Origin of the sequence: Paenibacillus sp. NRS-1782 (genome assembly GCF_050467685.1) — a bacterium.
In the GTDB taxonomy this organism is placed as follows: domain Bacteria; phylum Bacillota; class Bacilli; order Paenibacillales; family Paenibacillaceae; genus Paenibacillus; species Paenibacillus terrae_A.
Genome location: NZ_JBITPH010000104.1, coordinates 1 through 3,091, shown reverse-complemented (window position 1 = coordinate 3,091; position 3,091 = coordinate 1). Strand labels below are relative to the sequence as shown.

Here is a 3,091-nt window from a genome sequence, read left to right as displayed (position 1 = left end):
AAAGAGAAAGCCCTGAACATAGCGCTTAACAAAATTACAGGGGAATGGGACTTTGAAGCATTGGCTGGATTATTAGATGAGTTGAAAGAAGCAGATTATAATATTGAGCTAACTGGCTTTGATTGGTCTGAAGCGGAGAAGCTGCTGGATACATTACATGAAGAATTAGTGGATGAGGAAGATGATTTTAATCTGGAAGAAGCATTACCTGAACATCCGATCACTCGTAAAGGTGACATTTGGCTACTTGGTAAGCATAGGCTCATGTGCGGAGACTCGACTAATCCGCAGGATATCGTTTCAATGTTGATGGATGGTAAGAAGGCTCAGCTTATTGTGACCGATCCACCTTATAATGTGGACTATACGGGTAAGACGAAGGATGCATTGAAAATTGAAAACGACAAAATGGATGACGACCAATTTTATAATTTCCTATTGGCTGCCTATACAATGTTTGAAGTAGCTGATGATGGAGCAAGTATTTATGTGTTCCACGCAGATAGTGAAGGCTTGAATTTTAGAAAGGCATTTATCGAAGCTGGTTTCAAACTATCCCAATGCTGTATCTGGGCAAAGCAAGCAATGGTAATGGGCAGAAGTGATTATCACTGGATGCACGAACCCGTATTATATGGCTGGAAGCCGACAGGTGGACACTATTGGAACAGTGATCGTAAGCAAACGACATTATGGCAATTTGATCGTCCTTTCCGCAATGAGTATCATCCCACGATGAAGCCGATTCCCTTGATTAGCTACCCAATTAAAAATTCCAGTAAGCTTGGTGATATTGTGTTTGATCCATTTGGCGGTTCAGGCTCAACATTGATTGCTTGCGAAGATACTGACCGAATTTGCTATACCAGTGAGCTTGACTCTAAATATGTAGATGTGATTGTGAAGAGATATATTGCCCACGTTGGTAGCGATAGCGGTGTATATTTGATTCGGGATGGTAAGCAGTATGACTATGAAGAAGTAGTTGCTGAGTCGGCAAGGTCAGAGGTATCATGTGCTGACTAAACCGAAAGGGTGATTCAATTGGGGAAGGCAAAAGTGAATATGATGATTCGTTTCCTAAAGGGTATGCAAGCCGAAAAGGTAAATGTGCTGGGAGCTGAGGAAGCTATGGAGGACAATGAGCTGATTCAGAAGGTGATTGAGGATATCGAGTTGTTTTACGAGGCTGAGTTGGAAGGGTAAGCTGATACATATGGGGAATGGTCGATAGTTGGCTGTTCCCTTTTTTCGTGCTGGAGGTGAGCAGAATGAGCAAGAACAATGACAAGCCAAAAAGGAGTAAACCTAAAATACTGACCAAATATGATCAATTTGTTGTGCCAAGGCTCAGGGATATTCCTGTTTGGGTACGTGAGGGGGCAACAGATGAGGAGATTGCTAAGCGATTAAATATTCATATCTGGACGTTAGGTGACTATCGCAGGAAGCATCCCAAATTTGCGGAAGCATTGGAACGTCCAACCAAGTGGGAAACCCATGTATATCCTAGACTAGCGGAGATTCAACAGTGGTTCGAAGAAGGCGTGAATGCAGAGGACATTATCAAGAAACTCGACATTGGTAAAACGACTTGGTACGAGTATATTGATAAACATCCGATGCTGGCTGAACTAGTCAAATGGAGCAGATCTGTCCCTATATCGCACGTGGAAAATTCACTTTTGAAAGCTGCTACAGGGTATGAATATGAGGAAATAAAAACGATTATTGAAGAGGACAAAAATGGAAAAAAGAAGACGCGTATCGAGAAAGTGAAACGATATCAACCTCCCAATCCGACAGCGATGATCTTCTACTTAAAGAACCGCGCACCCAACGAGTGGAATGATCGGCGTGAGCTGGTGGTGAATACGAAGGCGCTGGAACAGGAACGGAAGCAGCTATTTTTGGATATGATTGAAGCGGATGTAGTGGATGCCGAATATGAAGTTATTGAGGAATCGGTCGAGATTGAGGAAGGATATATGGAGTCAGAAGATTCACAGCTATAACGTTATGCCGTCAGTATTTGTATAGATAAACGCCAGTTTTAGCCCTGAATTAGCCCCAAAAGTAGCCAGAATCAGTGCATAAGATAGGTTATGCAATCACTGGACTTTGCCCCATATCAACGGTATGATGTGACACACAAGCGAAGGTGGGGGCGAATATGGAGTATATTCAAGGGTTTGAAGCACATTTACGGAGCAAGGATCGGAGCGAGAACACAGTTTCCTGTTACATTCGGGACGTATTGCAGTTCATAGCTTGGTATCGGGGCAAGACGGAATATGGACTGGAGAAGTGGATTGAATTGGATGGTGTAGAGTACAAGAAGGTTCTGCAAAGCACTAACCAAGCTATACTGACCATCAACCGCAAGATTGCCAGTATCAATGTATTCGCACAGTGGATGCATCAACAAGGCTATATTAAGGAAGAAATACATATCCAAGCGGTCAGGAACAAGGTTGTTCGGCAGTATAAGGGTCTTGAGGAAAAGGATTTGTGGAAGCTGCGGAATGAAATTCACCGGATGGGCAATCGAATGCATATTTGTATGATCGAATTATTGATTGGGACTGGCATACGAGTAAGCGAATTGGTTGGCATCAAGCTGAAGGATATTGAGATAAGTGAACGCAAAGGTTTATTGAGGATACTTGGCAAAGGAAATGCCTATCGAACCATACCGATCAATAAGGATGTGCGAAAAGCCATTACCCGATATCTTGAAATCAGGCCACAAGTGGAATCAGAATATCTATGTATGGGGCAGCGAGGGCCTTTGGAGCGAAATGCGATTAACCTGATCCTGAACAAATATGGAGATCGGGTCAATGTAAAGGTGACGCCACATATGCTCAGACATACGCTTGGCTATAAGCTGGTGAAAACAACTCCTTTGACGACCATCCAGCAAATCCTTGGACATGATCACGTAGCAACAACCAATATCTATACGCTGACGACACAGCAGGATATGGAACTAGCCTTGGCAAATATCGAGTGGTAAGCAGCCACTCTTTTTGTCGTGGATGGAGGGGGTCTTCTATATGTAGAAACAGAGCCGCCAGCAAAGGGTGCA

Annotated in this window: 4 protein-coding genes; all 4 read left to right on the top strand. The window is 43.3% G+C overall.

The genetic code is table 11. The features are described 5' to 3' along the window. Positions 1-1,026: DNA modification methylase (locus ACIFQM_RS24800; RefSeq protein ID WP_430066395.1), on the top strand; the 1,026-nt coding region annotated here is incomplete at its 5' end. Positions 1,027-1,065: 39 nt separating this feature from the next. Next, entirely contained in the window at positions 1,066-1,206 is a 141-nt protein-coding gene (locus ACIFQM_RS24795; protein ID WP_430066393.1) for a hypothetical protein, read from the top strand. 65 nt (positions 1,207-1,271) lie between these two features. After that, positions 1,272-2,015 carry a transposase gene (locus ACIFQM_RS24790; protein ID WP_430066391.1) on the top strand — a complete coding sequence of 248 codons (744 nt, stop codon included), beginning with the start codon at positions 1,272-1,274 and terminating at the stop codon, positions 2,013-2,015. A 158-nt stretch (positions 2,016-2,173) separates the two neighbouring features. Further along, positions 2,174-3,019 carry a tyrosine-type recombinase/integrase gene (locus ACIFQM_RS24785; protein ID WP_430066389.1) on the top strand — a complete coding sequence of 282 codons (846 nt, stop codon included), beginning with the start codon at positions 2,174-2,176 and terminating at the stop codon, positions 3,017-3,019. Positions 3,020-3,091 lie beyond the last annotated feature (72 nt).